Below are 24,930 nucleotides of genomic sequence, written 5' to 3'. Positions count from 1 at the left end.
CAGGGCACAGACCCTATGGTGCCACCGCCAGGGCGGCGGTGCCGATCATGACGCGCCCCCGGGCGCAGCACAACCGCAGCACACGGCAGGCTGTCGGGCAAAAGCATCATCGCCCGCCCCCACGGGGCGGCAAGACCCCGCACTGTAGCGCGCCCCCGCCCGTTACCATTGACCCATGTTCAGTTATCGCCACGCCTTCCACGCCGGGAACCATGCGGACGTGCTCAAGCACACCACTGTGATCGCCGCTCTGCAACACCTGACCGAGAAAGACACGGCCCTGGCAGTGCTCGACACCCATGCGGGGGCCGGGCTTTACCGGCTCGACGGCGACTATGCCAGTACCAGCGGCGAGGCCGCCGAAGGCGTGCTGCGCCTGGCACAGGCCCCGGCCGACGGGCTGAGCCCGGCGCTGCAGCAGTACCTCGAGCGCGTGCGCAGCTTCAACCAGGGCACTTCGCTGCGCGTGTACCCGGGCTCTCCGTGTCTGCTGCACGGCTTGCTGCGCCCGCAGGATCGTCTCAAGCTGTTTGAACTGCACCCGACCGACCTGCGTGCGCTGGCTGGCAACGTGGGCCAGCTGGAGGCCGGCCGACAGATCGCCGTGCTGCACGAAGACGGCTTCGAAGGAGTGCGCAAGTTTCTGCCCCCACCGTCTCGCCGTGCTTTTCTGCTCTGCGATCCCAGCTATGAAATCAAGAGCGATTACGGCAAGGTGCTGGGCCTGGTCGAGGATGCGCTCAAGCGCTTTGCCACCGGAACCTATGCCATCTGGTATCCGATCATTCCGCGCCCTGAAGCGCACGATCTGCCCCGGCGGCTGCGCACCCTGGCGACGCGCGCGGGCAAAAGCTGGCTGCATGCCACGCTGGCCGTGAAGTCGGGCCAGGCCGTGCGCGCGGCCGACGGCAGCACACGCCGCCCGGGTCTGGCGGCCAGCGGCATGTTCCTCGTCAACCCGCCCTACACCCTCAAGCCTGCGCTGCAGGCGGCGCTGCCGCAGATGGTGGAACTGCTGGGCCAGGACCGCAACGCGGCCTGGTCGCTCGACACCGGCGGCTGACGCCTGCTTGCGCAGGGCGCCTGCAGCGCGTGCGGATCGCCTCCTTGGGCGCGAGCGCAGCCCAGGGAAGCGCTGCATCACCCTCGCGAGGATGCACGGATGCGGGTCGATATGGGCCGCGAGGCGCTTTTGGCAGCCCATAGCCGCGCTGTGGGCAAGAAAAGCAAGGCAGCCGACCGCCCGAGGCCGTGCCCGCGCAGACCGCAGGGCGTTAGGCAGAGCTTCCCTAGCGTTTGGCGGGCGCAGGTCGGCGCTGCGCTGGCGGTGCCGCGCGTCGCACGGCCGGAGCCGCAGGGGCGAGGGTTTCGGGCGCAGGCGCAAGCGCCTCGGGTGCCTGGTCGTCGCACGCATCGCCGTCCTCCATGCGCCAGAAAGCCACGGGCTTGATGCCCAGGCCCATCAGGCCCAGCTCCCGGGCGGCGGCCTGGCTCAGATCAATCACCCGGTCGCGCAGGTGCGGGCCGCGGTCGTTGATGCGCACAGACACGGCCCGGCCATTGACCAGGCTGCGCACGCACAACTGCGTGCCAAAAGGCAGGGTGCGGTGGGCCGCGGTGAACCCATGCATGTCAAACACCTCGCCGCTGGCCGTGCGGCGGCGGTGGAAACCCGGCCCATACCAGGAGGCCAGGCCCTGTTCCAGGGGCGTGACCTCAATGTCGGCGGCGTCCACCGCCACCGTGGGCAACGCTGGCGTGCCTGTCTCTGCAGCAAGCGGCCCGGCCGGGGCGGGCACATCGGCTGGGGTGTTGGCGGCCGGCACCGTATCGCCAGAGGAATCTGCCCGCGGCAGCTCCGAAGGCAGCACGGGTGCCGGTGCCGGTGCCGACGCGGGCGTCAGTGCTGGGGTTGGGGGCGGGGCTGGCTCCAGCTTCGGCGGCGATGGGGCGGGCGGCAGGGCATCGGCCTCGGCACTGGCCAGTACCGTGAGCACTGCGGCTGGCCCGTACGCCCCGGCAGGCACCGCCCAGCAGGCCAGCCCCCACGCGACCCAGCTGGCCGCCACCGCGCGCCAGTGGCCGGCGGGCCGCCCGTGCCGCGGCGGCTCAGAGCTTGCAGCGCGCGGCAACGTTGTCCTCAAAGCGCCGCAGGTCGGCCTGCTCGCCCGGCGTCAGGTCGGTGCGTGCCTTCTTGGCGGCCAGAATGCGGCGCGACTCGGCGCACTGCTCGGCGCGGCGGGCCTCCTGCTCGCGCGTGAGCTGCTGGGCCTGCTGCTCCTGGCGCGCGCTCTCGCGCTGCTGCTGGGCCGCCTCGCGGCGCTCGCGGGAGATGCGCGACAGGGCCTGGCTCTCTTCTTCGCGGCAATTCTGCTGGTACTCGCGGCGCAACTGGGCCACCACGTCGGGCGGCGTGTTGCGCTGGCTGGCGGTGCGCAGCGACTCGTCCACCGCGCGGCAGCGGCCGCTCATGTAGCGGTGGTGCTCAGGCACATCCAGGGGCGGACGCACCTGGGGCTCATAGCGGCGCGACGTGTCGGGCAGCGGGGCAATCGCCGCGCCCGTGGTGGTCAGCCCGGGCGGGCACGGCCGCGACATCACGTAGCGGTTGCCGTCGTTGTCGCGGCAGGTGTATTGGGTCTGGGCCTGCACCGCCGCCCAGGGCAGCAGGCCCAGCGAGGCGATGGCGAGCGCGGCGCACAGGGCGCGGGATGGCAGAGGTGTCATGTCGAGGCCGCGGTCGCGCTGGCGGCGCGCGGCCCGAAATGGTAGCCCAAGGAATGGGCCGTACCACGCACCGCGCGGTGCGCGCAGTCACACGCCTGTCAGGACCGCACAGGGCCTGCAGGCGCCTGGCCGCTCAGGCGCGCACCAGGCCCAGGCGCTCGCAGATTTCGAGCGTAGCGCCGCTCTGGTTCATGGTGTAGAAGTGCAGCGCCGGCACGCCGGCATTGCGCAACTGGTCGCACAGGTCGGTCACCACGTCGAGGCCAAAGGCCTTGATCGAGGCCGTGTCGTCCCCGTAGGCCTGCAGGCGCAGGCGAATCCAGCGCGGAATCTCGGCGCCGCAGGCGTCGGAAAAGCGCAGCAGCTGCGTGGAGCTGGTGATGGGCATGATGCCCGGCACCACGGGCACGTCGGCCCCGAGCCGGTAGGCGTCGTCCACGAAACGAAAGTACGCGTCGCTGTTGTAGAAGTACTGCGTGATGGCCGCATCGGCCCCGGCGCGCACCTTGGCCGCATAGGCCTGCAGGTCGGCTTCGGGCGAACGGGCCTGAGGGTGCACTTCGGGATAGGCGGCCACTTCGATGTGGAAGTCGCGCCCGGTTTCAGCGCGGATGAAAGCCACCAAGTCGCTCGCGTACTGGAATTCACCCCCCATGCCGTAGCCGCTGGGCAGGTCGCCGCGCAGCGCCACCAGGCGCTTGACGCCCATGGCCTTGAGCGTAGCGAGCTGCTCGCGCACGCTGGCACGCGTGGCGCCGATGCACGAGAAATGCGAGGCCGCGTCCACGCCTTCGGCCAGGATTTCCTGCACCGTGTCGAACGTGCCCTGTTGGGTGGAGCCGCCCGCGCCGTAGGTGACCGAGCAGAACTCGGGCTTGAGCGTGTAGAGCTGCTGGCGCGCCGTGCGCAGCTTGGCCGCGCCCTCGGGCGTCTTGGGGGGGAAAAACTCAAGGCTCACCGGCAGAGCGGTGGCTGTGATGGGGGTTGCCGTCATGCGGCCCTCCTTGCCTCAACAAAGAATTCGCGGTTGCCGTCGCCACCGCGGATGGGGCTGTCGAAATAGCGCTCGACCACGAGCCCGGCCTGCGCACAGGCGTCGCGGATGCGCTGTTCGACCACCGGATAAAGCGTGTCGTCGCGCACGATGCCGCCCTTGCCCACCTGGCCCGGCTGCAGTTCGAACTGCGGCTTGACCAGCATCAGCAGCCGCCCCTGCTGTGCCATCAGCGGCACCAGGGCCGGCAGCACCAGCGTGAGCGAGATAAACGACAGGTCGCCCGTCACCAGGTCGAACTGCGGCGTGATGTCGATGTGCTCGGTGCCCGCACGGCGCTTGCGCACCGTGGGCACGCTGCCTTCGGCGCGGGCACGGGCCTTGGCGGCACGCTCGGCCTTGAAGGCCTCGACCTCGTGCTCCTTGGCATCGTCGCTGTCGTCGTAGTCGTCGGCCACTTCACCGCCGTTGCGCATCCAGGCGTACGGGGCCACGGGCTGGGTGTCGTTGTCGTCCAGGTCCTGCTCAACCACTTCGCACAGCGCAGCGTCGCAGGCTTCGCGCAGGGCCTCGGGCGTGAGTCCGCGGGCATTGAGCCCTTCGACACAGACCACGCGCGGGTCGGCGCGCAGGCGTTCGTGCAACTGGCCCTGGCCCACGTCCACGCCGATCACCTGCGCCGCACCCTGCTGCAGCAGACAGTCGGTGAAGCCACCGGTGCTCTGGCCCACGTCCAGGCAGCGCCAGCCCGTCACCTGCAGGCCGGTGGCCTGCAAGGCGCCTTCGAGCTTCAAGCCGCCGCGCGAGAGGTAGCGGGCCTCGGCGTCGTCAAGCAGGCGCACCTCGGCCGCGGCGGGGATGTCGTCGGAGTTCTTGGCCACGCGCACCCAGGGCGCGCGTGGCGTGGCCCGCCACTCGACGCCCGAGGCGATCAGCCGCTGCGCCTGCGAGCGCGTGGCCGCATGGCCTTTTTCCACCAGACACACATCAGCGCGCATGCGCCCTCCCCGTTGCTCTTTTCAAACGAAATCCGGCCCCGGCCCAGCAAAGTAGACCACGAGCAGCTATCAAATCAGGAGCGCCGCCCAGTCTGGGCACGCGCTCCGGCACCACCGTAGGCGGCGCACCGCGATCAGTAGCGGTAGGTGTCGGGCTTGTACGGGCCCTGCTTGGGCACGCCGATGTAGGCGGCCTGCTCGTCCGACAGCTCGGTGAGCTGCGCACCGATCTTCTTGAGGTGCAGGCGTGCCACCTTTTCGTCGAGGTGCTTGGGCAGCACGTACACCTTGCCGTTTTCGTAGTAGTCGCTGTGCGTGAACAGCTCGATCTGCGCGATCGTCTGGTTGGCAAAGCTCGACGACATCACGAAGCTGGGGTGGCCGGTGGCGCAGCCCAGGTTCACCAGACGGCCCTTGGCCAGCAGGATGATGCGCTTGCCGTCGGCAAAGATCACGTGGTCCACCTGCGGCTTGATCTCTTCCCACTGGCACTTGGCTTCGAGTTCGGCCACGTCGATCTCGTTGTCAAAGTGGCCGATGTTGCAGACGATGGCCTGGTCCTTCATCTTCTGCATGTGCTCGAAGGTGATGACCGACTTGTTGCCGGTGGCGGTCACGAAGATGTCGGCCTTGTCGGCGGCCCAGTCCATGGTCACCACGCGGAAGCCTTCCATGGCGGCCTGCAGGGCGTTGATCGGGTCGATCTCAGTGACCCACACCTGGGCCGACAGCGCGCGCAGCGCCTGGGCCGAGCCCTTGCCCACGTCGCCGTAGCCGGCCACCACGGCCACCTTGCCCGCGATCATCACGTCGGTGGCGCGCTTGATGCCATCCACCAGCGATTCGCGGCAGCCGTAGAGATTGTCGAACTTGCTCTTGGTGACCGAGTCGTTCACATTGATCGCGCGGAACATCAGCGTGCCCTTGGCCGACATTTCCTTGAGGCGGTGCACGCCAGTGGTGGTCTCTTCGGTCACACCGATGATCTGGGCACTCTTGCGGCTGTACCAGGTCGGGTCTTCGGCCAGCTTCTTGCGGATGGCGGCGAACAGGATGCGCTCTTCCTCGCTGCCGCCGTTGCCGGCCACCAGCGACGCATCTTTCTCGGCGCGCTTGCCCAGGTGCATCAGCAGCGTGGCATCGCCGCCGTCGTCCAGGATCATGTTCGGGCCTTCGCCTTCGGTGCCTGCGGCGCCAAAGTCAAAGATGCGGTGGGTGTAGTCCCAGTAGTCTTCGAGCGTCTCGCCCTTGACGGCGAACACCGGCGTGCCGGCCGCGGCAATGGCGGCGGCGGCGTGGTCCTGCGTCGAGAAGATGTTGCACGAGGCCCAGCGCACCTGTGCGCCCAGCGCCTGCAGGGTTTCGATCAGCACGGCCGTCTGGATGGTCATGTGCAGCGAGCCGGTGATGCGCGCGCCCTTCAAGGGCTGCTTGGCCGCGAATTCCTCGCGGATGGCCATCAGGCCGGGCATCTCGGTTTCGGCGATGCGGATTTCTTTGCGGCCCCAGTCGGCCAGGCCGATATCGGCCACGATGCAGTCGGTGTTGACGGGGGTTTGGATGCGTGCGTTCATTTCGGGCTCCAGATCAAAGATGGAAAGCCACCCAAACGCGGAGGAATGCAAAGCTCACCACACGCGCAGGTGGATGAGCGTCGTTGCGAGATGACTCCGAGCCTCACGCCCCGCAGTTGCTGGGGGCGCTGCAACGCTCCTCGGAAGCCGCGATTATAAAACCGCGCCGGAACAACACCGCACAGCGGGGGATTCGCCCCCCGTGTGCGGCATGGACGACCCGCCTGTTACTGCGTGAACAGGCCCGCGCGGTTGGCCGAGAGCAGGCCGTTGCAAAAGGCCTGGACCAGCGACTCCACCTCGGCCTTGTGCTCAGGCGTAAAGCCCGCAAAGCTCACGGAAAGCACCCGGTCCTTGAGCAGCACCAGGGCCACGGCATCGAAGCGCTGAGGCTCCACAACGCTGGAGCGCATCATGGCAAACACGCGCTCGTCGTCGCGCACCAGGCCTTCAGAGCGAAACTGCCCATTGGCGATGTTGGCATCGATCTGGCTGCGCAGCTGGCGCTTGATGTCGGCAAACAGGCGCGTGTCCACCGCCATCGCGTCGTCGGGCACGTGCCGCGACACCTCGATGGTGCGCAGATCCGACGCAATGCCCAGCTTGATGCGGTCCATGTCGTCCTGGCGCATCAGCGCCATGAGCAGGGGCCGAAAGCCCGGATTGTTGGGAAACGCGCGCTGCAGGTGGTTGGCCAGCTCCCAGCCGTTGGTAAAGCCCTTGGGCGCCGGAATCGTTAGCGCCACGCCGCCGATGCTCACCCGGTCGCCGGCCGACAGCACCGGCAGCGCCTCGGCGCGCGGAGCGAAACCGGGTTGGACGCGGAACGCCGCCGCCCGTTTGGCCGTGCGCTCGACCTCGGCGGCGTTCAACTCGCGCGCCACCTCGGCCCGACGCACGCCCGCGCGCTCCTGCACGCTGGCGGTGCGGCTGGTCGCGGCCACCGAGTACCAGTAGTACGCTTCGCCGCGCATCTGCGGCACGCCCTGCCCCCAGAAGTAGCGCTCGGCCAGGTCCATTTGCGCCCAGGCCCAGCCCTGCCGGGCCGCAGCGTCCAGATAGCGGATGCCCAGCGCCTCGTCTTTGGGCACGCCCCGGCCGTTCAGGTACGCGAGCGCCGTTCCGTACTGGCCCGTCGGGTCGAGCTTGTCGGCCGACTGGCGGTACCAGCGCGCGCCGGCCGCCTCGTCGCGCGGCACCACGCGCCCGAACGTGAGCATGGCCGCATAGCGGTTCATGGCATCCGCGCGCCCCCCCTCCGCGCCTTCGCGCACCAGCGCCACCCCACGGGCCTCGTCGATGGGGGCTCCGTCTCCGTCCAGCAAGGCAATGCCCAACAGGGTCTTGGCCTCCGCGTTGCCGGTTCTGGCCGCCTTCTCCAGCCACACAAGGCTGCGCTGCACCTCGCGCGGCTGGCCCCAGAAGCCGAAGTACAGCGCGCGGCCCAGTTCGATCTGCGCCTCCACCACACCTTTGTCGGACAGGGCCTGCAGGCGCTGCATGGCACCGGGCACGTCCTTGGCGACGCCCTGCCCGTTGGCCAGCGCATAGACATAGTCCAGCTGGGCATCGAGGTGCCCCAGCTCGGACGCCCGCGCCAGCAGTTGCGCAGCGCGCGTGGCGTCCACGGCTTCGCCCAGGCCCAGCCGCGCCAGACGGCTGAGCTGGTACACGGCCCGCGCATCGGCCGGTGCGGCCTCGAAGAACGCCCGGGCCCTGGCGAAATCGCGCGTGCCCATCGCGCCCATGCCTTCCTCAAAACTGGCATACGCCCACCCGCTGGACACCATCGCCAGCCCCAGCAGCGCCATGCGCCGCGCCCAGATTGCATGCTTTCGAAGCACAGCCTTCCCTCTCGCCTGTTATGAAGGGTTGCGATTATGGCGGCCGCGTTGGCGGGCATGGCGGTGATAATCGGAGCCTTCTCCCGTGCGCTTGCTGCACCCGTGGAGCCGCCTGCACCGCCAGGACGGGCACCACCAGACCCTTCTTCTTGGAACACCATGTCGTACACGGCCGAAACGCGGCGCCGCCGCACCTTCGCCATCATTTCCCACCCCGACGCGGGCAAGACCACGCTGACGGAAAAGCTGCTGCTGTTCTCGGGCGCGATCCAGATCGCAGGCGCCGTCAAGGGCCGCAAGGCCAGCCGCCACGCGACGTCCGACTGGATGGAAATCGAAAAGCAGCGCGGCATCTCGGTGGCCAGCTCGGTCATGCAGATGAGCTACCGCGAGCACGTGGTCAACCTGCTCGACACGCCCGGCCACAAAGACTTCTCGGAAGACACCTACCGCGTACTCACGGCCGTGGACTCGGCGCTGATGGTGATCGACGCAGCCAACGGCGTGGAAGCGCAGACGCGGCGGCTGATCGAGGTCTGCCGCCAGCGGGACACGCCCATCATCACCTTCGTCAACAAGATGGACCGCGAAGTGCGCGAGCCGCTGGACATCCTGGACGAAGTGGAACGCGAACTGGGCATGCCCTGTGTCCCCATGACCTGGCCCGTGGGCCAGGGCAAGAGCTTTGGCGGCATCATCAACCTGCGCACGCAGACCATGACGGTGTTCGAGGCCGGCAGCGAACGCCGCCCGCAAGACTTCGAAGCCATTCCGCTGTCGGACGCCGACACGCTGCGCGCCCGCTTTGGCAGCGCCTTTGACGAAGCGCTCGAGAGCATGGAGCTGGCCGTGGGCGCCTCGCCCGCATGGGACCACGAGGCCTTCCTCGCGGGCAAACAGACGCCGGTGTTCTTCGGCTCGGGCGTCAACAACTTCGGCGTGATGGAAGTGCTCGATGCGCTGGTGGACCTGGCGCCCTCGCCTCGCCCACGCATCAGCCGCCTCACGGTGAACCGCCAGACCACCGAAACCGAAGTCAAACCCGAAGACACGGGCTTCGCAGGGGTGGTCTTCAAGGTGCAGGCCAACATGGACGCCAACCACCGCGACCGCATCGCCTTCGTGCGCGTGGCCTCGGGCCGCTACACACCGGGCATGAAGCTCAAGGTGCAGCGCACCGCCAAGGAGCTGCGCCCCACGAGCGTGGTGACCTTCATGAGCCAGCGGCGCGAAGCCGTGGAAGAGGCCTATGCGGGCGACATCATCGGCTTCACCACGCACGGCGGCGTGCAGCTGGGCGACACCATCACCGACGGCAGCAACCTGCAGTTCACCGGCCTGCCCTTCTTTGCACCCGAGATGTTCATGACCGTGGTGCTCAAAAACCCGCTGCGCACCAAACAGTTGCAGCAGGGCCTGGCACAACTGGGCGAAGAAGGCGCGATCCAGGTGTTCAAGCCGGACACTGGCGGCAACATGCTGCTGGGTGCGGTGGGCCAACTGCAGTTTGAAGTGGTGCAGCACCGCCTGAAGGCCGAGTACGACTGCGACGTGCGTCTGGAGAGCTGCCAGTACACCGGCGCCCGCTGGATCACTGCCGACAGCGCGGCCGACCTCAAGGCCTTCACCGACGCCTACCCGATGCGGCTGGCCCACGACGCGGCCGACACCCTGGCCTACCTGTGCACCAGCCCGTACGACGTGCGGCTGGCCCAGGAGCGATTCCCCAAGATCCACTTCCATCCGCTGCGCGAGCATGCAGGGCTCGCGCTGAGCAATGCGCACTGACGGAGCGCCCCGCGCAACCGCCTCGCTGGAGCGTTTTGCCTGGCGGCCGTTCGGGGTGCTGCTGGCGCTGCTGGCACTGGTCTATGGCACCTGGCTCGTCGCGTTCTGGCCGGGCGTGCTGGGCCAGGACAGCCTGGCCATCCTGCTCGAGGTGCAGAACCCCGCGGTGCACCACTCGGGCAAGCCCGACTTCTGGTACGGCTTCGTGCGGCTGCTGTACGCGGGCACGCAGCGGGTCGAGGTGCCCATTGCCGTGCTGCTGCTGCTCACGGCCCTGGTGTTTGCGCGCCTGCTGGCCTGGCAATGGCAGCATGGCCTGCGCAAGACCACCGCCGTCCTGTTGCTGCTGGTGTGCGCCGCACCGCAAATGGTGTTCTTTGCAGGCTCGCTGTATCCCGACGGCTACTACGCCGTGGCCGTGACCGGGCTGCTGTTCGAGCTGTGGCGCGCAGTGCGCGCACGGCGCATGGATGCGAGCGGCCTGGTGTTCGTCGCCCTTACGCTGCCGTTTGCCGCCTTCTTGCGGCCGAACGGCATCGTGTTCCTGCTGCCGGTGGCCTTGGCGCTGTGGTGGGTGCAAGGCAGAGGGCGCTTGGGGCTGGGCGTCATCGCCCTGTCATCCATCGCACTGAACATGGCGGCTGGCCAGGGTCGGCAGGAAGTGCCAACCCACAGCGTGCTCTACCCGCTGGCCATCTACGAAACCGCGAACTTCCTGCAACCGCGGCCCATGAACCTGTGGACGGCATCGCCCCGCGTGCATCCCGACACCGTGCAACTGCTCAAGCGCCACGGCATTTACGAGAAGGTGATTGCGTTCTACGACCCGGACTACTGGGACCCGCTGACCTTCCGCGCCGACGGCCCGCGCGTGATGGGCCTGCCCAAAGACGATCGCAAAGCCGTGGTGGAGCAGTTCTTCACCTACAACCTCTGGCACAACATGCCCAAGTTCGTAGGCAGCCGCGTCAACCTGCTGCTGGTGGCCGGGTTTGCGCAAGGCGGTCTTCCATCGCACAGCTATGCCGCGCATGTGCTGCAGCAGATCGAGACGAAATCGCGGTTCCGCAAGACCGATTGGCTCGCAGGCGGCATTGCGCTGTTCACCCTGTACGAATGGTCGTTCCAGTGGCGCTGGCTGCTGTGGACACCCTTCGTGGGCGTGGCGCTTGCGTTCTGGGCGCTGTGGGCGGGCTGGCAGCGGCGCGACCGCGCCACGGTGCTGGTGGCCGCGCCCATGGTGCTGCAGTTCGGCGCCATCACGGTCTTTTCGATCGCGGGCGAATACCGCTACCTGTTACCGTTTTTTACCCTCACCGTCCTGTGGGGCCCGCTGTGGCTCGGGGTACGCTCCAAGGCTGTCTGACACGCCCCCCTGGGCTTTTTGCTGGTCCATGCCCCTTTCCACCGTCCTTGCCACCCTCACCTGCGTTCTGGGCATCTCACTCGGGCAGCTGCTGTTCAAGAAGGCGGCCATGAGCATGCCGCCCCACGCAGGCTGGGCCGACTGGGCCTTCAACGGCTGGCTGCTGGCGGCGCTGGTGCTGTACGGGGTGACGACCCTTGGCTGGGTCTGGGTGCTGCGCCATGCGCCGCTGTCGCTGGCGTATCCGTTCATGGGCCTGGCCTTCCTCATCGTGCCCTTGCTCGGGCGGGTGTGGCTGGGCGAGGCCGTGTCGATGCAGACACTGGCCGGCGGCGTGCTGATTCTGGCGGGTGTGACGCTGGCCGCGCGCTCGCAATAAGGGCTGGGAGCATCCGATGCAGATCGCTGTCGCCATTCCCTGCTTCCGCGTCACCCGCCACGTGCTGGAGGTCATCGCCGCCGTACCCCCCGGTGTGGCGCGCATCTACGCCGTGGACGACGCCTGCCCCGACGGCAGTGGAGCCTTTATTGAGGCCCGCTGCCGCGACCCGCGCGTGCAGGTGCTGCGCCACATGCAAAACCAGGGCGTGGGCGGGGCGGTGCTCACCGCCTACCGCCAGGCGCTGGCCGACGGCATGGACATCGTGGTCAAAATCGACGGCGACGGGCAGATGGACCCGCGGCTGATTCCGCAGTTCGTCGCCCCCATCCTGCAAGGCCGGGCCGACTACACCAAGGGCAACCGTTTCTTCCGCCCGGAATCCGTGCTCGGCATGCCGCCCGTGCGCCTGTTTGGCAACGCGGTGCTGTCGTTCGTGACCAAGCTCAGCTGCGGCTACTGGCCCCTCATGGACCCGACCAACGGCTACACGGCCGTGCACACGCGGGTGCTGCGCGAACTGCCGCTGGACAAGATTGAGCGCCGCTATTTCTTCGAGACGGACATGCTGTTCCGCCTCAACACCGTGCGGGCCGTGGTCAAAGACGTGCCCATGGACGCGGTGTACGCCGACGAGGTGTCGCACCTGAACGTACGCAAGGTGGTGCCCGAGTTCCTGGCCAAGCACTGGTCGCGCTGGTGGCGCCGCTATGCCTACAGCTACCTGGTGCGCGACTTCAACCCGGGCACCGTGTACAGCGTGGCCGGGCTATTGATGCTCTTGTCCGGCCTGATCTTCGGTGTGGCGCACTGGATCGGCAGCGCCCTCAGCGGCCAACCGGCCTCCAGCGGCACGGTGATGCTGGCGGCCCTGCCGGTGCTCATCGGTATCCAGTTCCTGATTGCCTTTCTGCACTACGACGTGGACAGCGTGCCCACCGAACCGCTGAGTACCATCCTGGGACATGAGCCCCCGTTTCACGAACTGCCGGCTGCTGCTGGCCAGCCTGCTGTGGCCCGCCCTGACGCTGGCCGCCCCCGCCCCGAAAGCACCACCGCCGAGCCCGACGACCTCAGCGCCACCCTTCATCGTCGCGCCGACGGTGGAGGGGCTGCTCGCCTGTGAATCGGCCGAGCGCGCGCCCGAAGTCGCCTCGCTGAGCCAGGCGCAGGCCTATTGCCTGCAGCGGCGAGAAAGCGCCGCCCCGGCCCTGCGCCGCCTCCTCGACACCCTGGAGCCCGGCGGGCCCCAGGGCGCGGTGCAGGTGGGCTACACCGTAACCCTGCAACTGCTGGCCCTCTACCACCGCACGCCCAAGGGCTGGGCCATCGACCCCGTACAGCTCGACACCTGGATGCGGCTGATCACCGAAGTGCAGCGCCCCGTGGTGGTGTACCTCTCGGCCGGGCATTTCGACTCCACCGGTCCGCTTACCGAGGAATTGCTGGCCGACCCGCGCAACCTGATGGCGCTGCGCGACGGCCAGCCGCCGCAGCTGGGCTATTTCGGCTACCGGATCGCACCCTACACCCTGCGCACCGACGCCGACATACCGGTCAATCGCTACCGCTATGCCGCTCTGGAGGCCGTGGCCAAGCGCCTGCTGGCACTGCCCGAGGCCACCCGCAAACGCATCGTGGCGGTGACGCTGGCGGGCGAACTGCACCACCTGTTTCCCGACTTTGAAAGCGGCATGGGCCGCCACCAGGACGTGCGCGTGACCGACTACCGACCCGAATCGGTGGCCGACTTCCGCCGCTGGCTGGCGCGCGAGTACGGCAGCGTGGACGCCTATGCCCGCGCGACCGGGTTGCCCTGGCAGAGCTTCGACGAGGTGCCCGCGCCCTCACGCGACATCCGCAAGGAGCCGCTCAAGGGCTTTGCCGAGCATTACGACGCGTATGCCGATGGCACGCTGCCGCTGTCGGGCTGGCTGTGGGACCCGCAAGGCAAGGTACAGCGCCTGCAGCTGCACCTCGATGGCCAGCCCCTGGCCGACGTGCCACGCGGCCTGCACCGGCTGGATGTGTATCGGGCGGTGGACGAGATCCGCAACCCCAACACCGGGTTCCGCTACGACCTCGACTACCGGAACCTGGCCCCGGGACGCCACCGCGCCCAGGTCATCGCGCACACGGCCGAAGGCCTGTTCGAGGTCGCGCAGACCGAATTCGTGGTCATGGAGCGCGACCAGCGCCCGCCGCGTGCGGGCAGTCCGGCCGCCACGTCGGCCAAGCCACTGGCGCGCCTGCGCGGCGTGCGGGCCTGGATGGACCTGCCCCAGCCCCCGCTGGACCTGTACTACAACCCGGTGGCGCGCGACTGGAACCGTTTTCGCAGCCACCAGGCGGCGGCGTTCCTGGCCGAATTCCACCGCCGCGCGCGCGCCGCAGGCCTGCCCGCCGCCTGGTTGTTCTCGCACCAGATCGTGCCGCGCGCCAACGGCACCTGGAACCCGCAGCTGTTTGCCATGGACGACACGCTGCGCGGCGACGCGGCCTGGAACCACGGGCTGAACCTCTACGGCGGCATGACCGACAGCGACTGGGTGCAGGCCTACTTCCAGGCCCAGGGCATCCGCGGCTACGGGGTGCCGGAGTTCCACCCCCAGCAATGGAAAGAGCCCGGCGCGGCCCTGCGCGCACTGCAGCGCCACCAGAAGGCCGGTGCGCGCTTTGTGAGCCCGTACTACTTCACGGTGGTACCCCCGCGCTTCAAGGGCGGGGCCGAGCATGGCGTGAACCGCATGGAGCTCACGCCCACCAACCCCAAGGACGGCTCGGACCAGTTCTACCGCGCCATCGTGGACTTTGCGCGCCAGTAGGGTACAGCGCAGCCGCGCCTTTCGTGGCACACTGCGCGCCGCCCGGCCCGGGCCTGACCGGTCCCTGGCCCTCGCCCTGCACCGCTTCCCCTCATCGCATGCCCTCTGCCCTGCCCCCTGACCGACTCCAACCCTTGGCCCTGGCCCATGCGCTGCGCGGGCGGCGCTGGGTGGGCGTGTTCACCGACATCGACGACACGCTGACGACCGACGGCGCGATCACGCCCGACGCATTGGCCGCGCTGGCCGCCATGCGGAGCGCGGGCCTGCACGTGGTGCCCATCACCGGCCGCCCGGTGGGCTGGAGCGAGCCGTTTGCGCTGCAGTGGCCGGTGGATGCGATCGTGGCAGAAAATGGCTCAACTGCCCTGAAACCCAGCGGCAACAAGCACAAGCCGCTATCAAAACTGTATCAACAGGACTCGGCAACGCGGGCTGTGAACCATGCCCGCATGCAGCAGGTGCTGGCGCACATCGAAGCCACCGTGCCCGGCGCACGGCGCGCCACCGATTCCGCAGGCCGCGAAACCGACATCGCCATTGACCACAGCGAGTTCACCCAGCTGCCGCAGGCCGCCATCGACCAGGCTGTGCGCCTGATGCAGGACGCGGGCATGAACGCCACCGTGAGCAGCATCCACATCAACGGCTGGTACGGCGCGCACAACAAGCTCGAGGGCGCGCGCTGGATTGTGCGCACGCTCTGGGGGCGCGACCTGGACGCCGAGCTGGACGGCTGGGTCTATGTGGGCGATTCGACCAACGACCAGCGCATGTTTGAGCACTTCCCGCACAGCGTGGGCGTGGCCAACATCGCGCGCTTTGTGCCGCAGCTCGCGCACCTTCCGCGCTGGGTCACGCAGGGCGAGCGCGGCGCAGGCTTTGCCGAGTTGGTGCACCACCTGCTCGGCCCATAAGCCACGGCTGCGCGCCGGGCGACGTCACTGCGGCTTGGCCAGGCCCAGCTTCTCGACCAGGGCCTTCTCGCGGTTGAAGGTTTCCTGCGCAAACTTCAGGTACGCGGCCGTGCCCATGTACATGGGCACCATGTCGTAGCGTGCCAGCGCGGTGCGGTAGCTCTCCTGCTCCATGGCCTGCTTGAACGCATCGTGCAGGCGCTTGACGACTTCGGGTGGCGTGCCCTTGGGCGCGCCGATGCCGAACGGCGAGTTCTGCACCAGATCGAGCCCCAATTCCTTGAGCGTGGGCGCGTCGGGGAATTTGGCCAGGCGCTCTGCGCCCCAGGTGTTGAGCACGCGCAGCTTGCCCGCCTCGACCTGCGGCGCAAAACCGGTGGAATCGGCGGCCGCCATGATCTGCCCGCCCAGAATGGCCTGCATCAGATCGGCGCTTCCCTTGTAGGGCACATGCAGCAGCTCCAGGCCCAGTTGCTGGGCGATGAGCTCCATGGTCAGGTGCGGGCTGGTCAGCGTGCCGGTGGAGCCATAGCTGAGCTTGCCCGGGTTGGCCTTGGCCCAGGCCACGAAGTGCGTCCAGGTCTTGAGCGGCGAGTCGGCCGGCACCACGAGGCCGAAGGCATAGCCCGTGACGTTGAGCACGTAGCTGATGTCCTTGATCGGGTCCCAGTTGATCTTGGTGGTGTAGGGCAGTCGGAACACGCCCAGCGGAATCTGCGCCAGCGTGTAGCCATCGGCGGGGGCCGTCTGCAGGGCCTGCGCGGGCAGCGTGCCACCGGCACCCGGTCGGTTTTCCACCACCACGGCCTGGCCCAGAATCTTGCTCGCGTTGTCGGCCAGCGCACGCATGGTGATGTCGGTGGGCCCCCCCGCCGGAAACGCGATCACGAGCTTGATCGGCTTGGCCGGAAACGCCTGGGCCTGGGCGGGCAGGCTGCCGGCAGCCAGCGCGGCCGCGCCCCACTGGATGAGTTGACGACGCTGCATGGTGGGTACTCCTTGGGGAATCACGATGCTTTATTGCACTGCAGGCGGCAGACCCGCGCATGAAGGAAAGCCCTAGCCCGCTGTCGCCAAGGTGCCATGGCCCGCAGGGCGCGCTGGCCTCAGCCAGGCCGCACGGCCTGCCAGAGCGCCGGGCCGCTGAAATCACGCGGCCCGCCGGATTCGGCCGCATGCACCAGCGCGCACAGCCGGGCGTTCACGGGCGCCTCCCGCCCCGCCTGGGCGGCCAGGCGCACCACGGCACCGTTCAGGGCTTCGACCTCGGTCAAACGGCCGGCCTGCAGGTCTTCCCACATGGAGGAGCGGGCCTCCGGGTCCATGCGCAGCATGCGCGCGGCCACGCGGCGAAACAGCGCATCGGGCAGGCGCAGCAGCGTGGGCAGCCAGCGCGGGGCCACTGCCCCCACAGCCGCAGGGGTGATGCCGTGGGCCCGCAGCGCGGCCAGGGCTTCGTCCACCGCTGCGGCCAGCACGCGGCGGTAGGCACGCTGCGACAGTTGGCGCTGCAGCGGCTGGCCCGACAGCGCATTGACCGGGTTGTTGAGGTTGAGCAGCAGCTTGCCCCACTGCACGGCCGGCATGTCGGGCCGCTCCTGCAGCGGCAGGTGGGCGGCGGCAAAGCCTGCGTGCCAGGCGGCCCAGGCCGGGTGGGCCTCGACCATCAGCTCGCCAAAGGTGCCACGGTGCAGGCGGCCATCGGGCGTCTGCACCACGTTGAAGGGCACCATGCCGGCCAGCACCGTGCGCCCCGGCAGCGCCGCGCGCAGGCGCTCGGCATGGCCGATGCCGTTTTGCAGGCTCAGCACCACCGCCCCGGCCGGGGCATGGCGTGCCACGGTGGCCGCGGCCGTGTCGGTGTCGCCGCTTTTGACGGCCACGAGCACGAGCACGGCCTGGGCCAGCGCCGCCGGGTCTTGGGTGTAGCGCACGGCCTCGGCCGGCAGGTGGGTCTGGCGGCCAGCCAGGTCCGACAAACGCAGGCCGTGGCGGGCGATGCGCTCGGCCATGCGCGCACGGCCCACGAGCACCACGGGCACGCCCGCCGCCTGCAACGCGCCGCCGACGTAAGCCCCGATGGAGCCTGCGCCCAGCACCACCACCGTGCCCGGCACGGCCTGAATGACCGCCTGGGGGGCGGCAGTGGCGGCTGCGCTCATGTCTTGTAGCTGCCGTCCACGCGGTCAAGCTTGCGGATCAGCGCGGGCCATGCAAACTGCCCGCCCATGCCGCCGGTCTGCACCTGCATGGCGCGCGCGGTGCCAGCGATGATGGCCGGGTCCACCTGCACCAGTTCGCCGCCGGCCTGCGCGGCCACCTGGATCTGGCACGCGCTTTCAAACACGTACATCGACAGGAATGCGTCGGCAATGGTGCGGCCCACTGTGAGCAGGCCATGGTTGCGCAGGCACAGGAAGTTGGCCTGCCCCAGATCGGCCTGCAGGCGCGGCTTTTCTTCGGGGCGGAAGGCCACGCCTTCGTAGTCGTGATAGGCCAGCGACGCCAGCACGAAAGTGCTTTGCTGCGAAATGGGCAGCACACCGCAACGCTGCGCGGCCACGGCCACGCCCGCGCGGGTGTGGGTGTGCAGCACGCAGGTCACGTCGGGGCGCACCTCGTGCACCGCGCTGTGGATGGTGAAGCCTGCGGGGTTCACCGGGAAGGGGCTGTCGTGCAGCTTCTGGCAGTCCTGGTCCACCTTCACCAGCGACGAGGCGGTGATCTCGTCGAACATGAGCCCGTAGGGGTTGATGAGGAAGTGGTGCTCGGGCCCGGGCACGCGCGCGCTGATGTGGGTGAAGACCAGATCGCTCCAGCCGTACAGCGCCACAAGGCGGTAGCAGGCCGCGAGGTCCACGCGCAGTTGCCATTCTTCGGGCGAGACCTGGCCTTGCAGGGAGGGGATGTGCATGTGTTGTCTCCTGGCCGCGCGGCGGCGGAGCACAAGAAAAGATGCGCCGGGCGGTGGTTGCCCACTCTAGCGGGATCGCGGCCTGTGTCCGTCGTGCAGGTGACATTGGCGCTGCGGGCCACACCCGGCGGCCGCCACGGCACACCGCGTCTCAAGGCTGGCCATGCGGGGGCTGGCCCCCGGGCGTACCGGGCGCGGCCTCCAGGTCGGCGTCACAGCCGGTGCCAGCCGCAATCCAGCGGCGCGCAAGCCGCACCACGGTGCGCTGCGCCCAGGCGGCGCGCAGGCCGGTCACGCCGCCCGGGTCGATGAGCAAACCGCAGGCATAGCGCTGGGCATCGGCCTGCCAGCGCAGCGCCACGCAGGCCCCCTGGCGGCGGCGCGACAGCAGCATGCCCACCGGACAGGGCTCGGCCAGGCAGCACAGGCCGCAGCCATTGCAGGGCGCGCCCACGGGCGGCTTGGGTGGCGCTGCCGGCTGCAGCCAGGCGACCACCCGGCCGGGTGCTGCGGCGGTGTCGGGGGGCGGGGCGGAATCCGGGGGCATGGGCGGGAGGGCACGCGGGTGGCTGCATGGTACGGGGCCCGAACGCGCCCCGCCCAGAGCGGCGGCCGGGTCAGCCCCGCGCGAGCACCGGCGCCAGCGCCCGGCCCGTGTGCGTGCCCTGCGCCACCACGGCTTCGGGCGTGTCGGCGGCCACGATGCGGCCGCCACCCTCCCCGCCTTCAGGGCCCAGGTCGATGATCCAGTCGGCCTCAGCGATCACGTCCAGGTCGTGCTCGATCACCACCACGCTGTGGCCGCCGTCCACCAGGCGGTGCAGCACGCGGATGAGCTTGTCCACATCGGCCATGTGCAGACCGACGGTGGGCTCGTCCAGCACGTAGAGCGTGTGCGGCGCTTTTTGCCCGCGGCGGCCCACCTCGTCGCGCACCTTGGTCAGCTCGGTCACGAGCTTGATGCGCTGCGCCTCGCCACCACTCAAGGTCGGCGAGGGCTGGCCCAGGGTGAGGTAGCCCAGGCCCACGTCCTTCAAAAGCTGCAGCGGGTGCGCGATGCTGGGCATGCTGGCGAAGAACTCCACCGCCTCGTCCACCTCCATGCGCAGCACGTCGCCAATGCTCTTGCCGCGCCAGGACACGGCCAAGGTCTCGGGATTGAAGCGCGCGCCATGGCAGGCCTCGCAGGGCACCTTCACGTCGGGCAAGAAGCTCATCTCGATGGTGCGCACGCCCGCCCCTTCGCACACCGGGCAGCGGCCTTCGCCGGTGTTGAAGGAAAAGCGCCCGGCCGCATAGCCGCGCGCCTTGGCCTCCAGGGTTTCGGCAAACAGCTTGCGGATGGTGTCCCAGAAGCCGATGTAGGTGGCCGGGCAGCTGCGCGGCGTTTTGCCGATCGGGGTCTGGTCCACTTCGAGCACGCGGTCGATGGTCTCGAACCCGGCCAGGCCGGTGCAGCCCATGAGCGCTGGGGCCTTGCCCGCGTCCATCGCGTCGCGCCCGGCCTTGGTGGCGCGCTGCTGCACCCAGGCGGCCACGTTGGCCAGCAGCACGTCGCGCGCCAGGGTCGATTTGCCCGAGCCGCTCACGCCTGTGACGGCCACCAGGCGCTTGAGCGGCACGCGCACCGTGACCTGCTGCAGGTTGTGCAGGTGCGCGCCCTGCACCGTGAGCCAGCGCAGCGGCTCTGGCTCTTTTGCGTCTTTAGTGCCATTTGTACCGCTCGTGCTTATCTGCGCTGCATCTCGCGCTATGGATTCAGGAGCAATCACCGCGCGGCGTGGCTGCAGCGGGTGGCGCATGGCGTGCCGCAGGTAGCGGCCGGTCTGCGAGTCTTCGGCGGCCTGCACGTCGGCCACGCTGCCCTGCGCCACCAGCCGCCCGCCGCGCTTGCCCGCGCTCGGGCCGATGTCGATGATGTGGTCGGCGCGGCGGATGGTGTCTTCGTCGTGCTCCACCACCACCAGCGTGTTGCCTTTGTCGCCCAGCTTGTGCAGCGCGTTCAGCAGGATCTGGTTGTCGCGCGCATGCAGGCCGATGGTGGGCTCGTCGAGCACGTAGCACACGCCCTGCAGGTTGCTGCCCAGCTGCGCGGCCAGGCGGATGCGCTGCGCCTCGCCGCCGCTGAGCGTGGGCGCGCCACGGTCGAGCGTGAGGTAGCCCAGGCCCACTTCTTCGAGGAATTCGAGCCGCCCCTGGATCTCGGGCAGCAGGTCGCGCGCAATGTCGGCCTCGCGCGCCGTCAGGCCGCCCTGGGCGCGGAGGTTCTGCACCCAGCGGCGCACGTCGCTCACGCTCAGGCGGGCGATGTCGGCAATGCCCACGCCCGCAAAGCGCACGGCCCGGGCTGTGGCATTGAGCCGCGTGCCGCCGCAGGTGCGGCAGGGCTGGTCGGCCACGTCGTCCACCTCGGGCTCGGCAAAGGTTTGCTCACGGCCCTTGTCCTTGTCGGACGGCAGCGAATCGTCGAGCAGTTTGCGCTGCTCGCGCGTGAGCTGCACGCCCGTGCCCACGCAGTCGGGGCACCAGCCGTGCTTGCTGTTGTAGCTGAACAGGCGCGGGTCCAGCTCGGCATAGCTGGTGGCACACACCGGGCAGGCGCGCTGGGTCGAATACACCTGCAGCGTGCCGATGCCCGCGGTGGAGGCACCGGCCTGCAGCGCCTCGGCCAGGCCATCCAGGCCGCTGAGCACATGCAGCACGCCCTTGCCGTGGCCCAATGCCTCGGCCAGCTTGGCGCGCAGCAGGCCTTCGTCTTCGGGCACCACGCGCAGGCTGGCCACGGGCAGCTCGATGGTGTGCTCCTTGAAGCGGTCGATGCGCGGGAACCCGGTGGTCGGCAGGAATTCGCCGTCCACCCGCAGGTGCGTGAAGCCGCGCGGCCGCGCCCAGTCGGCCAGCTCGGTGTACACGCCCTTGCGGTTGAGCACCAGCGGGGCCAGCAGGCCAATCGTCTGCCCGCGAAACTGCGTGAGCAACTGCGCGGCGATGCTCTCGGCCGTCTGCGGCTGCACGGCCGCGCCGTCGTGCACGCAGTGCTGAACGCCCAGCTTGACGTACAGCAGCCGCAGGAAGTGCCAGACCTCGGTGGTCGTGCCCACCGTGCTCTTGCGCCCGCCGCGCGAGAGGCGCTGCTCGATCGCCACCGTGGGCGGAATGCCGTACACCGCGTCCACCTCGGGCCGCCCGGCAGGCTGCACGATGCTGCGCGCGTAGGCGTTGAGGCTTTCCAGGTAGCGGCGCTGACCCTCGTTGAACAGGATGTCGAAGGCCAGCGTGGACTTGCCCGAGCCGCTCACGCCCGTGATCACGTTGAAGCGGCCGCGCGGAATCTGCACGTCCAGCCCGCGCAGGTTGTGTTCGCGGGCGTTGACGATCTCGATGGCCCCGTGGGCACCATGCACCAAATCGGCAGTTTGTGCTTGTCCACGCTGGCTCTCCCGCTCCTTTTTTCGGAGCACAGCCTGCTGCTCGTGCACGCTGTGCCCGCCTTCGCCCAGGGCCAGGTCGTACTCGCGCAGCGCGCGCCCGGTGTGCGACGTGGGGTGCTGGCGCACGTCTTCGGGCGTGCCTTCGGCCACCACCCGCCCGCCCCCATCGCCGCCCTCGGGGCCCAGGTCGATCAGCCAGTCGCTGGCGCGGATCACGTCAAGGTTGTGCTCGATCACGACCAGCGAATGCCCCGCGTCCACCAGCTTGCGCAGCGCGCGCATGAGCTTGGCAATGTCGTCAAAGTGCAGGCCGGTGGTGGGCTCGTCGAACAGGAACAGCGTGCCCTTGCGCGCCACGGGCTGGCGGCTGCTTGCGCCGCCCTTGGCGGCCTCGGCCAGAAAGCCCGCGAGCTTGAGGCGCTGCGCCTCGCCGCCACTCAGCGTGGGGACGGGCTGGCCCAGGGTCACGTAGTCCAGGCCCACGTCCACGATGGGCTGCAGCGCGCGCAGCACCTCGCGGTCCTGCGCGAAGCGGGCCACGGCCTCGGCCACCGTGAGGCCCAGCACGTCGGCCACGTTCATCAGCACGCCGCCGCGCTCGATGCGCACTTCCAGGATTTCGGCGCGGTAGCGCTGGCCGTCGCAGTCGGGGCAGCGCAGGTACACGTCGCTCAAGAATTGCATCTCCACATGCTCGAAGCCCGAGCCGCCGCAGGTGGGGCAGCGCCCGTCGCCGCTGTTGAAGCTGAACTTGGCCGCGGTGTAGCCACGCTCGCGCGACAGCGGCGCCACGGCAAACAGCTCGCGGATCGCGTCCCACGCGCCCACATAGCTCACGGGGTTGGAGCGCGCGGTCTTGCCAATCGGCGTCTGGTCCACGAACACCACGTCGGCCAGATGGTCGGCACCCAGCAGGCGGTCGTGTGCGCCCGGGGTTTCGGTGGCCTTGCCAAAGTGGCGCAGCAGCGCCGGGGCCAGCACGTCCTGCACCAGGGTGGATTTGCCCGAGCCACTCACGCCGGTCACCGTGACCAGGCGCTGCAGCGGAAACTCGACCGACACGTTCTGCAGGTTGTGCTCGCGCGCGCCTTCGAGGATGAGGCGCGGCGTGGCCGCCGTCACCATGCGCTTGAAGCCGAAGCCCACCTGCTTGCGCCCGCCCAGGTAGGCGCCGGTCAGCGTGTCGGCCTGGCGCAACGCGCCCGTGGGGCCGTCGAACACGATCTGCCCCCCCTGGCGGCCCGGCCCCGGGCCCATGTCGATGATGCGGTCGGCCGCCAGCATCACGGCCGGGTCGTGCTCCACCACCACCAGGGTGTTGCCCGCGTCGCGCAGGCGCAGCATGGCCTCGGTGATGCGGTGCATGTCGCGCGGGTGCAGGCCGATGCTGGGTTCGTCGAGCACGAACAGCGTGTTGACCAGGCTGGTGCCCAGGGCCGTGGTGAGGTTGATGCGCTGCACCTCGCCGCCGCTCAAGGTGCGGCTTTGCCGGTCGAGCGTGAGGTAACCGATGCCCACGTCGCACAGGTAACGGATGCGCGTGGTGATTTCCTCGTGCAGCAGGCGCAGGGCCTGCGCCTCGCCGCTGCCGCCAGCCGCATCCTGCGCGGGCGGCGCCATGTGGTCGAAAAAGCGGCGCAGCCGATCGAGCGGCAGGAGCATCAAATCGTGCAGGCACAGGCCGGGCAGGCGTTCAAGCACCTCGCGCCCGAAGCCCACGCCCTGGGGCAGAAAGCGCTCGGCGGGCGGGAGCACGGCGTCGGCCGCCTCGCGCGTGCCGATGCGCCACAGCAGGCTTTCCGTCTTGAGCCGCGCGCCCGCGCAGGCCGGGCAGCGGGTGTAGCTGCGGTACTTGGACAGCAGCACCCGGATGTGCATCTTGTAGGCCTTGCTCTCCAGGTACTCAAAAAAGCGCGCAATGCCGTACCACTGCTGGTTCCATTTGCCATTCCAGTGCGGCGAACCGTGCAGCACCCAGTGCTGCTGCTCGGGCGTGAGCTTGGCCCAGGGCGTGTCGCGCGGAATGCCCGCGGCCTCGGCGTGGCGCATGAGGTCGTCCTGCGCCTCCTGCCAGGCGGGCGTCTGGATGGGCTTGATCGCGCCTGCGCGCAGCGTGAGCTTGTCGTTCGGGATCACCAGCCCCCAGTCCACCCCGATCACGCGGCCAAAGCCGCGGCAGCTCTCGCAGGCCCCTACGGCCGAGTTGAACGAGAACATCGAGGGCAGCGGCTCGCTGTAGCGCAGGTCGCTCTCGGGGCAGTGCAGCCCGGTGGAAAAGCGCCACACCTCGGGCTGTGTGCCCTCGGGCGCGTCGGCGTCGGGCAGCCGGTACACCTGCAGCCGGCCCGCGCCGCGCGCGAGCGCCACCTCGATCGCCTCGATGACGCGCGCACGCTCGGCCCCCCCCATGCGGAAGCGGTCGGCCACCACGTCCAGCACCTTGCGGGGGCCCGTGGGCGTGGCCACCTCGCGCTCGGCCTGCACGCGCGTGAAGCCGCTGGCCGACAGCCACTGCTGCACCTCGTCGGCCGTGGTGTGGGCGGGCAGCTCGACCGCGAAGGTGAGCACCAGACGCGGGTCGCCCTGGGTGGCGGCGCGCTCGGCCAGCGTGGCGCAGATCGTGTCGGGCGTGTCGTGCCGCACGGGCAGGCCCGTCTGCCGGTCAAACAGCTGGGCCGCACGCGCAAACCAGAGCTTGAGGTGGTCGTTGAGCTCGGTCATCGTGCCCACGGTGGAGCGGCTCGAGCGCACCGGGTTGGTCTGGTCGATGGCGATGGCCGGTGGCACGCCCTCGACGCGGTCGACCGCGGGCTTGTCCATGCGGTCGAGAAACTGCCGCGCATAGGCGCTGAAGGTCTCCACATAGCGGCGCTGGCCTTCGGCGTACAGCGTGTCGAACACCAGGCTGGACTTGCCCGAACCGCTGGGGCCGGTGACCACGGTCAACTCGCCCGTGTGCAGGTCCAGGTCCAGGTTGCGGAGGTTGTGCTGGCGCGCGCCGCGGATGCGGATCAGTCCCTGGGTCATGTGACGGTCTTTCGGCAGTGAGGCCAAAGATTCTAGGCAGCGCTTTGCAGCAGCGCCGCGCAGGGGGTTTTGCCGCCCGGCCTGTCTGCAGGCCCCAGAGCGCGTGCGACAGTCCACAATGGCGTGGTCACAGAACGGTGGCTAGA

18 protein-coding genes and 1 riboswitch are annotated in these 24,930 nt (G+C 69.3%); of the genes, 7 read left to right on the top strand and 11 right to left on the bottom strand.

Going from position 1 to position 24,930, the window contains the following annotated elements; translation table 11 throughout:
* Positions 1-175: 175 nt before the first annotated feature.
* The gene (locus ABD866_RS08295) at positions 176-1,063 is read left to right on the top strand and encodes a 23S rRNA (adenine(2030)-N(6))-methyltransferase RlmJ (RefSeq protein ID WP_345063153.1); all 888 of its coding nucleotides are present in this window, start codon (positions 176-178) and stop codon (positions 1,061-1,063) included.
* A gap of 226 nt (positions 1,064-1,289) precedes the next feature.
* Here the strand turns inward: ABD866_RS08295 and ABD866_RS08290 are convergent, their stop codons facing one another.
* The 6 genes from ABD866_RS08290 to ABD866_RS08265 form a co-directional block, all read right to left on the bottom strand.
* The gene (locus ABD866_RS08290; RefSeq protein ID WP_345063151.1) at positions 1,290-2,132 is read right to left on the bottom strand and encodes a septal ring lytic transglycosylase RlpA family protein; all 843 of its coding nucleotides are present in this window, start codon (positions 2,130-2,132) and stop codon (positions 1,290-1,292) included.
* A complete protein-coding gene (locus ABD866_RS08285) occupies positions 2,110-2,727 on the bottom strand; it encodes a cell envelope integrity TolA family protein (protein WP_345063150.1) in 618 nt (205 codons plus the stop codon). The genes ABD866_RS08290 and ABD866_RS08285 overlap by 23 nt, the downstream gene beginning before the upstream one ends.
* A 133-nt stretch (positions 2,728-2,860) precedes the next feature.
* Complete coding sequence (gene metF / locus ABD866_RS08280) at positions 2,861-3,721, bottom strand: methylenetetrahydrofolate reductase [NAD(P)H] (protein ID WP_345063149.1); 861 nt, start codon at positions 3,719-3,721, stop codon at positions 2,861-2,863.
* Positions 3,718-4,719, bottom strand: coding sequence for a TlyA family RNA methyltransferase (locus ABD866_RS08275; RefSeq protein WP_345063147.1), 1,002 nt, complete (start codon positions 4,717-4,719; stop codon positions 3,718-3,720). The genes metF and ABD866_RS08275 overlap by 4 nt, the downstream gene beginning before the upstream one ends.
* A 134-nt stretch (positions 4,720-4,853) precedes the next feature.
* Positions 4,854-6,293: an adenosylhomocysteinase gene (gene ahcY, locus ABD866_RS08270; protein WP_345063145.1), complete on the bottom strand. Its 1,440-nt coding sequence runs from the start codon at positions 6,291-6,293 to the stop codon at positions 4,854-4,856.
* A gap of 68 nt (positions 6,294-6,361) precedes the next feature.
* A riboswitch (S-adenosyl-L-homocysteine riboswitch) is annotated at positions 6,362-6,441 on the bottom strand.
* Positions 6,442-6,520: 79 nt separating this feature from the next.
* Complete coding sequence (locus ABD866_RS08265) at positions 6,521-8,137, bottom strand: tetratricopeptide repeat protein (RefSeq protein WP_345063144.1); 1,617 nt, start codon at positions 8,135-8,137, stop codon at positions 6,521-6,523.
* A 159-nt stretch (positions 8,138-8,296) separates the two neighbouring features.
* Between ABD866_RS08265 and ABD866_RS08260 the strand changes: the two genes are divergently transcribed.
* The 6 genes from ABD866_RS08260 (at position 8,297) to ABD866_RS08235 (ending at position 15,412) form a co-directional block, all read left to right on the top strand.
* Positions 8,297-9,925: a peptide chain release factor 3 gene (locus tag ABD866_RS08260; protein ID WP_345063143.1), complete on the top strand. Its 1,629-nt coding sequence runs from the start codon at positions 8,297-8,299 to the stop codon at positions 9,923-9,925.
* Positions 9,915-11,291: a hypothetical protein gene (locus ABD866_RS08255; protein WP_345063141.1), complete on the top strand. Its 1,377-nt coding sequence runs from the start codon at positions 9,915-9,917 to the stop codon at positions 11,289-11,291. The genes ABD866_RS08260 and ABD866_RS08255 overlap by 11 nt, the downstream gene beginning before the upstream one ends.
* 28 nt (positions 11,292-11,319) lie before the next feature.
* On the top strand, positions 11,320-11,670 hold the full coding sequence (locus tag ABD866_RS08250; RefSeq protein ID WP_345063139.1) for an EamA family transporter: 351 nt from the start codon (positions 11,320-11,322) through the stop codon (positions 11,668-11,670).
* Between the two features lie 16 nt (positions 11,671-11,686).
* A complete protein-coding gene (locus ABD866_RS08245) occupies positions 11,687-12,796 on the top strand; it encodes a glycosyltransferase family 2 protein (protein WP_345063137.1) in 1,110 nt (369 codons plus the stop codon).
* Positions 12,774-14,495: a hypothetical protein gene (locus ABD866_RS08240; protein ID WP_345063196.1), complete on the top strand. Its 1,722-nt coding sequence runs from the start codon at positions 12,774-12,776 to the stop codon at positions 14,493-14,495. The genes ABD866_RS08245 and ABD866_RS08240 overlap by 23 nt, the downstream gene beginning before the upstream one ends.
* Positions 14,496-14,593: 98 nt before the next feature.
* The gene (locus ABD866_RS08235) at positions 14,594-15,412 is read left to right on the top strand and encodes an HAD-IIB family hydrolase (protein ID WP_345063135.1); all 819 of its coding nucleotides are present in this window, start codon (positions 14,594-14,596) and stop codon (positions 15,410-15,412) included.
* Between the two features lie 24 nt (positions 15,413-15,436).
* On the opposite strand, the gene ABD866_RS08230 is transcribed toward ABD866_RS08235, so the two are convergent.
* The 5 genes from ABD866_RS08230 to uvrA form a co-directional block, all read right to left on the bottom strand.
* Positions 15,437-16,399, bottom strand: a complete 963-nt coding sequence (locus ABD866_RS08230) for a tripartite tricarboxylate transporter substrate binding protein (RefSeq protein WP_345063134.1) — start codon at positions 16,397-16,399, stop codon at positions 15,437-15,439.
* 119 nt (positions 16,400-16,518) lie between these two features.
* Complete coding sequence (locus tag ABD866_RS08225; protein ID WP_345063132.1) at positions 16,519-17,574, bottom strand: 2-dehydropantoate 2-reductase; 1,056 nt, start codon at positions 17,572-17,574, stop codon at positions 16,519-16,521.
* Complete coding sequence (locus ABD866_RS08220) at positions 17,571-18,326, bottom strand: class II aldolase/adducin family protein (protein ID WP_345063131.1); 756 nt, start codon at positions 18,324-18,326, stop codon at positions 17,571-17,573. Before ABD866_RS08220 ends, ABD866_RS08225 begins: the two co-directional genes overlap by 4 nt.
* Positions 18,327-18,477: 151 nt before the next feature.
* A complete protein-coding gene (locus ABD866_RS08215; RefSeq protein WP_345063130.1) occupies positions 18,478-18,873 on the bottom strand; it encodes a hypothetical protein in 396 nt (131 codons plus the stop codon).
* A gap of 70 nt (positions 18,874-18,943) precedes the next feature.
* The gene (gene uvrA / locus ABD866_RS08210; protein ID WP_345063128.1) at positions 18,944-24,784 is read right to left on the bottom strand and encodes an excinuclease ABC subunit UvrA; all 5,841 of its coding nucleotides are present in this window, start codon (positions 24,782-24,784) and stop codon (positions 18,944-18,946) included.
* Positions 24,785-24,930: the final 146 nt, after the last annotated feature.

It is taken from the genome of Acidovorax lacteus, from assembly GCF_039540375.1.
In the GTDB taxonomy this organism is placed as follows: Bacteria; Pseudomonadota; Gammaproteobacteria; order Burkholderiales; family Burkholderiaceae_C; genus Acidovorax_G; species Acidovorax_G lacteus.
Note: the sequence above shows the minus strand (reverse complement) of the source record. Positions and strands in the feature narration are given on the sequence as shown.